Origin of the sequence: Amycolatopsis vancoresmycina (assembly GCF_000716785.1) — a bacterium.
Lineage (GTDB): Bacteria > Actinomycetota > Actinomycetes > Mycobacteriales > Pseudonocardiaceae > Amycolatopsis > Amycolatopsis vancoresmycina.
This window is the reverse complement of record NZ_JNYY01000019.1, coordinates 159334-165629: the sequence shown is the minus strand read 5'-3', so window position 1 is coordinate 165629 and position 6296 is coordinate 159334. Positions and strand designations below refer to the sequence as shown.

Here is a 6296-nt window from a genome sequence, read left to right as displayed (position 1 = left end):
AGCTCTCACCGCATCACAGTCCAACCGGCTTACCGAGCGGCCCATCCCATCTTCCCAGCCCCGTGAAGCCTGCAAAACAGACGGGAACATCTGACATGACGACCGACGGCGTCGAGGCGATCTACCTGGAGACGCACAACTGGGGCAAGGCGGCCAAGTTCTTCCAGGCACTGGGCTACGAAATCGACTTCGCGACCGACCACAACTCCGGGCAGCTGCGCAACGGCGACAGCCCCTGGCTGTTCATCGCCGAGGTCCCCGAAAGCCAGGAGCCGCGGACCCAGGTCGTGTTCAAGGTCCCGGACGCGGACACCTTCCGCCCGGACGACGTCGTCGAGGTCGTCACGCCGTTCACGGAAACCCATTACGGGACCAGGGAAATGACCGTCCGCGACCCCGACGGGCGGACGTGGACGCTGTCGGCGCCCGGGAAGGCCTGAGGTGGCCGCGCCGGACAGCACCGCCGTGCGGACCGCCCTGTGGCGGGCGCTGCACGTCGAGATCGATCCGCCGCCGCACGTGTTCGCCGACGAACTCGGGCTGCGGCTGGCCGATCCGGGGGACGGCTGGCGGCAGCGCGAGGACATGGACCCGGCGATCGCCGGCCGCTACCGGGCCGGCATGGTCGCGCGGGCCCGGTTCGTCGAGGACCTGGTCGCCGAGCAGGCCGCGCGCGGTGTCGGCCAGTACGTGATCCTCGGGGCCGGGCTGGACACCTTCGCCCAGCGCCGTCCGGACGTCGCGGCCCGGCTGCGCGTGTTCGAGGTCGACCGGCCGGGACCGCAGGAGTGGAAACGCGCGCGCCTGGCCGAACTCGGCCTCGGTGTCCCGGACTGGCTGCACCTGGTGCCGGTCGACTTCGAGACGACGTCGTGGTGGGAGCGGCTCGCGGACGCGGGGTTCGCGCCGGACGAGCCGTCGGTCGTCGCCTCCACCGGCGTCAGCATGTACCTCACGAAGGAGGCCAACGCGGCGACCCTGCGCCGGATCGCCGGGTTCGCCCCGGGGTCCACTGTGGCCATGACGTTCCTGCTGCCGCCCGGACTGCTCGACGAGGACGAACGCGCGCGGCACCGCGCCACGGCGGACCGGGCCCGGGCGGCGGGCACGCCGTTCGTCAGCACCTTCGCCCCGGAAGAAATCCTGGCGATGGCCCGGGAAGCCGGGTTCCGCGACGCCGTGCACGTGCCGGGGGCCGAGCTGAACGAGCGCTACTTCGCGGACCGGGCCGACGGGCTCCGCGTGGTCCCCGGCGAGGAGTTCCTCGTCGCTACGGCCGGGGCAGGTGCCCGAGGTAGGCCCGCAGCATCGTCTTGACCGGTTCCAGGAGCTCGGGGGCGCCGTCGCCGCGGAACACCTCCTGGATCACCGCGTCGGCGGCGAGGAACGCCGTCCGGCAGGCCACCGCGGCCTCGTAGTCGTCGCGCAGGAGGTACTGCGCGACGAGCACGCGGTGCACCCCGGCGGCCATCACGCGCTTGTGCGCGCGGTCGGCTTCCCGGGTGCCGTCGGTGAGGCCGCGGCCGAACCACAGCGCGCGGAACCCGGGTTCGGCGCGGTACAGCCCGGCGAAGGCGTCGACGAGCAGGCCGACGGGATCGGCCCAGGTCTCCCCCGCCGCCTGCTCGGCGAACGAGTCCATCAGGGTTTCCAGGCGGCCGAGGTAGAGCTCGGCGAGGGCTTCGGTGATCGCGTCGCGGTCCGGCAGGTACTGGTACAGGGCGCCGACCGAGACGCCGGCCTCGGCGGCGACCCGGGTCGTCGTCAGCGCTTCGACGCCGGCTTCGGCGAGTACGCGGTCGGCGGCCGCGAGCACCCTGGCCAGCTTCTCCCGCGAACGCGCCTGGCGCGGCACGCGGCGCAACCGGCCCTCGGTCATCCGGTCCCCAAACCTGAACGTGACTTTGTTTCGGGTTTATTCTAGCCTCGGCGCATGGCAATGGCGAGTTCGGCGCTCGACGAGGCGCGGCGGTCGGTGGCGCGGGCCTGCCACGGGCTCGCGGGCGAGGGCCTGCTCATCGGCAGCGCGGGGAACGTGAGCGTCCGGGTGGGCGAGCACGTGGCGGTGACCGCGACCGGGGTCGTGCTGGGCCGGGCCACGGCCGACGACGTGGTCGTCGTCGCCCCGGACGGCACGGTCGTCGCCGGCGACCGGCGCCCGACCTCGGAACTGGAGCTGCACCTGGGGGTCTACCGGCGCTACGGCGCGGGCGCGGTGGTGCACACCCACTCGCCGCAGGCGACCGCGGTGTCGCTGGTGCTCGACGAGCTGCCGTGCGTGCACTACCAGCAGCTCGCGCTCGGCGGCGCGATCCGGGTCGCGCCGTTCGCCGTCTTCGGGTCCGCGGAACTGGCCGCGGAAACCCTCACCGCGCTCGACGGCAAGGCCGCCGCGCTGCTGGCCAACCACGGCGCGGTCACCCACGGCCCGACCCTCGAAGCCGCGGTCGACAACGCGCTGCTGCTGGAGTGGGCGTGCGGGCTGTACGTGCGGGCCGCGGCGCTCGGCGCACCGCGGGGCTTGGATCCCGAGCAGCAGGACGCCGTCGTCGCCGCGGCCGTGCGCCGGGGGTACGGGCGATGACGCAGACGGTGGTCACGCTGGGGGCGCACGTGTTCGACGTGCAGGTCCGGCCGGTCGACGCGATCCCGGACGGCCAGGGCGCGGCGCTGGTGGAGCAGATCCGCTTCGGGCCGGCGGGCACGGCCGCCGGCACCGCGGTCACGCTGGCCAAGCTGGGCGCGGCGGTCCGCACCGCGGGGGCCGTCGGCACCGACCCGGTCGGCGACCTGCTGCTGGCGATGCTCGCCCGCCACGGCGTCGACACGTCGCTGGTGCTGCGCCGCGAGGGGGTCCAGACGTCGGCGTCGGTGCTGCCGATCCGCTCCGACGGCAGCCGGCCCGCCTTCCACGTGCCGGGGGCGAACCTGACCTACGAGCCGTCGGACGCCCCGCACGCGGAGCTCGCCCGCGCGACCCACCTGCACCTGGGCGGCCCCGAGCTGATGGGCGGCGAGAAGGCGGCGGAGATCCTCGCGCCGGCCCGCGCGGCCGGCGTGGTCACCTCCGCCGACCTGCTCGCCCCCGGCGATCCCGGGGTGCTCGCCTGGCTGGCACCGGCACTGTCCTCAGTGGACTACCTGCTGCCCAACGAGGAGCAGGTGCTCGGCCTGACCGGCGCGGCCACCCTCGAGGACGGCGCCCGGGCCCTGCTCGCCCGCGGAGTCGGCTGCGTCGCGGTCACGCGGGAGGCGCGCGGCGCCCTGGTGGTCACGGCGGCGGAGACGATCGCCGTGCCGGCGTTCGCGGTCCCGGTGATCGACACGACCGGCTGCGGCGACGCGTTTTCCGCCGGATTCCTCCGCGGGGTGGGCTTGGGAAGGTCCCTGCGGAACGCCGCGGTGCTCGGCTGCGCGGCGGCGGGCCTGGTGGCGCAGGGCCTGGGCAGCGACCACGGCGAGTTCGACCTGGCGGCCGCGGACGCGTTCGCCGTCACCACACCGGTGCTCGCCTGAGAAAGCCGGCCGCGCCCTTCCCCCGCGGCCGGTTGTCCCCGCGGGCGATGGCTGCCCGCGGGGATGGCGGCAGGCCCGGCACTTCGCAGGGAAGTGCCGGGCCTCGCCGCGTTCCGCGAAACGCTGCGGCTCAGGCGCGACCGCGCAGCTTCGCCAGGAAGGGCCGCGCCTCGCTGCGATGCACAAACCCCCTGCCGCTCAAGCGCAGCCTCGACCCCTCGACACCGCACTCGCCGGGGAATGCCGGACCTCGCCGAGTTCCAAAACGCTGCGGCTCAAGCGCGGCCGCACAACCTCGCCCCCGGCGCCGCACTCGCAGAGAAGCGCGCGCCACATTCCGCAAACCCTCTGCCGCTCAAGCGCGGCCGCGCAGCCTCGCCCCCACTCCCCGGCGCCGCACCGGGAGCCGCCCGGCCACCGCGTCCTCCAGCAGCGCCCCTATCGTCTCCCGTGCGCACGCCTTGTTCGCCCCGATGCCGCCCGACGGCCCGCGCTTGATCCAGCCCGCCACGTACACCCCCGGCAGCCCCGCGACCCGCCCCGCCGTGTTCGGCACCGTGCCCGACTCCTCGTCGAACGGCAACCCCGGTACCGCCGTCCCGCGGAAGCCCGCCGCCCGGATCACCCGGCCCGCCGGGATCTCCACCTCACCCGAAGTGAGCACCGCGCGGACCTCCGTGTCTCCGCGGAACGCCACCGGCGCCGAATGGAACCGGAGCACGATCCGGCGGCCGTCCGGCGGGGGGACCGACCAGTCCACCTGCTCGCGCCGCACGCCCCGCAGCCACGCCGCCTTGCCTTCCGCGGTGTCGATCGCCGCGGCGATGCGCGGGTCGTGTGTGTCCACTACCAGGTCGCCGCGGGCCGCCAACGCCAGCAGCTCCGAGCGCGTGTACGCCGCCGTCTCCGGGCCGCGGCGGGCCAGCACCACCACCTCGCGCACCTTCGACGACCGCAGGCGGGCCAGCGCTTCCGGTGCGATCGACGTGCCCGCCAGCTGTTCCGGGTCCGCCGTCAGGATGCGGGCGATGTCGAGGGCCACGTTGCCGGTGCCGACCACGACCACCCGCTCGGCCGACAGGTCCACCGCGTCCGGCTCGACGTCCGGGTGGCCGTTGTACCAGCCGACGACCGTCGCGGCCGGGACGCTGCCGGGCAGGTCCTCGCCCGGGACGCCCAGGGGCCGGGCCTCGGTGGCCCCGACCGCGAAGATCACCGCGTCGTGCCGGCCGGCCAGCTCCGCGCCCGCCGTCACGCCGAGGCGCAGGCGCAGCCGCGGGTGGTCGTGGAACCGGGCGAACGTCTCGCCGATCTTCTTCGTCGACGGGTGGTCCGGCGCGACGCCGTAGCGGATCAGGCCGCCGGCCACCGGCAGGCGATCGACCAGCGTCACCCGGGCGTTCGTGTGCAGCAGCAGGTCCTCCACCGCGTACATCCCCGCCGGTCCGGTGCCGACGACGGCGACGTCCAGCGGCGCGAAGTCGCTCGGCAGCACCCGCTCGAACGCCGGCGGGGCCCAGCGGTGGAAGTTCGGCGCGGCCGACACCTCCGCCAGCACGTCCCGGCCCGCGTAGTACTCCGCGTTGAGCTCCTCGTACACCCGCAGCGGCCCGGTCAGGTCGCCCGCCGGGAAGATCGCGTCGACCGGGCAGGCGTCGGCGCACGCGCCGCAGTCGATGCAGGTGGCCGGGTCGATGTAGAGCATGTCCGTGCGCCCGAAGTCCGGCTCGTCCGGTGTCGGGTGGATGCAGTTGACCGGGCAGACCGACACGCAGGTCGCGTCGGCGCAGCAGGTCTGGGTGATCGCGAACGCCATGTCAGATCAGGTTCGCGCGCTTGTAGAACCACAGGGACGGCTTGGTGAGCAGGCCGGCCGAGTGCAGGAACTCCATCAGCCCGGAACAGCTCGACCGCAGCATCGACTTGTGGTGCTCGTTCGCCGCCGCCTCGCGCCGCGCCCGCTTGCCGTCCAGGCCCGCGTTCTCGTACACCTTGGCGTTCACCATGCTCGTGACGATGAAGTACGACGCGACCGCGACGACGAAGGCGTTGATCTGCCGCCGCAGCCACCCGGCGCCGCGCAGCCGCTCGCGGGTCTCCTCGCGGGCGAACTTCATGTGCCGCGACTCCTCCACGACGTGGATGTTGTTGATGGTGCGCACGAACGGGACCACCCGCTCGTCGCGCATCCAGTCGCGCTGCATGACGTCGAGGACCTCTTCGGCGACGAGGATCGCCGCGTACGCCGCTTCGCCGGTCGCGGTGGCCTTGAAGACCCGGCCCAGCTCGACGACGAACCGGCGCGGCCGGTACGCGGGCGCGCGCAGCTTCGCCGCGCCGCGGGCGAACATGATCGAGTGGCGGCACTCGTCGGCGATCTCGGTCAGCGCCCACTGGAACGCCGGGTCGGTCGGGTCCTTGGCGTAGAAGTCGCGCAGCACCATCTGCTGCAGGATCATTTCGAACCAGATCCCGGTGCTCGCGACCGACGCCGCCTCCTGGCGGGTCAGCTCGCGCTGCTGCCCGGGCGTCATGTCCGCCCAGTAGGAGGTGCCGTAGAGCGTGCTCCACTCCGGGCTGGCGCCGTGGTAGTCCGTGTCCAGCGGCGTTTCCCAGTCGACCTCCGTGACCGGGTCGTAGGACAGCTGCTCCGACGAGTCGAGCAGCCGCCGCGCCACGGTCTCCCGGTCCGACACGCCGGGTTCGCTGGTGCTCGTCATGACCGACCTCCTCGTCAGGTGTTACCGAAGTTCACTGTTACCAACCGTAACACATACTTC

The 6296-nt window shown here is 73.6% G+C and carries 7 protein-coding genes; 4 read left to right on the top strand and 3 right to left on the bottom strand.

The annotated features are described in order from the left end of the window. Positions 1–95 precede the first annotated feature (95 nt). Both OO60_RS35755 and OO60_RS35750 read left to right on the top strand, forming a co-directional pair. Positions 96–440, top strand: a complete 345-nt coding sequence (locus OO60_RS35755; protein ID WP_004559153.1) for a VOC family protein — start codon at positions 96–98, stop codon at positions 438–440. A 1-nt stretch (position 441) separates the two neighbouring features. Beyond that, entirely contained in the window at positions 442–1317 is an 876-nt protein-coding gene (locus tag OO60_RS35750) for a class I SAM-dependent methyltransferase (RefSeq protein ID WP_033263020.1), read from the top strand. On the opposite strand, the gene OO60_RS35745 is transcribed toward OO60_RS35750, so the two are convergent. After that, the gene (locus OO60_RS35745; protein WP_004559155.1) at positions 1271–1879 is read right to left on the bottom strand and encodes a TetR/AcrR family transcriptional regulator; all 609 of its coding nucleotides are present in this window, start codon (positions 1877–1879) and stop codon (positions 1271–1273) included. The genes OO60_RS35750 and OO60_RS35745 overlap by 47 nt on opposite strands. A 60-nt stretch (positions 1880–1939) precedes the next feature. On the opposite strand from OO60_RS35745, the gene OO60_RS35740 reads away from it, so the two are divergent. Further along, on the top strand, positions 1940–2584 hold the full coding sequence (locus tag OO60_RS35740; RefSeq protein ID WP_004559156.1) for a class II aldolase/adducin family protein: 645 nt from the start codon (positions 1940–1942) through the stop codon (positions 2582–2584). After that, positions 2581–3516, top strand: coding sequence for a carbohydrate kinase family protein (locus OO60_RS35735; RefSeq protein WP_004559157.1), 936 nt, complete (start codon positions 2581–2583; stop codon positions 3514–3516). Before OO60_RS35740 ends, OO60_RS35735 begins: the two co-directional genes overlap by 4 nt. A 355-nt stretch (positions 3517–3871) precedes the next feature. Here OO60_RS35735 and OO60_RS35730 read toward each other — a convergent pair whose 3' ends face one another. Both OO60_RS35730 and OO60_RS35725 read right to left on the bottom strand, forming a co-directional pair. After that, a complete protein-coding gene (locus OO60_RS35730; RefSeq protein WP_004559158.1) occupies positions 3872–5332 on the bottom strand; it encodes an FAD-dependent oxidoreductase in 1461 nt (486 codons plus the stop codon). A 1-nt stretch (position 5333) separates the two neighbouring features. Beyond that, entirely contained in the window at positions 5334–6236 is a 903-nt protein-coding gene (locus OO60_RS35725; RefSeq protein WP_004559159.1) for an AurF N-oxygenase family protein, read from the bottom strand. Positions 6237–6296: the final 60 nt, after the last annotated feature.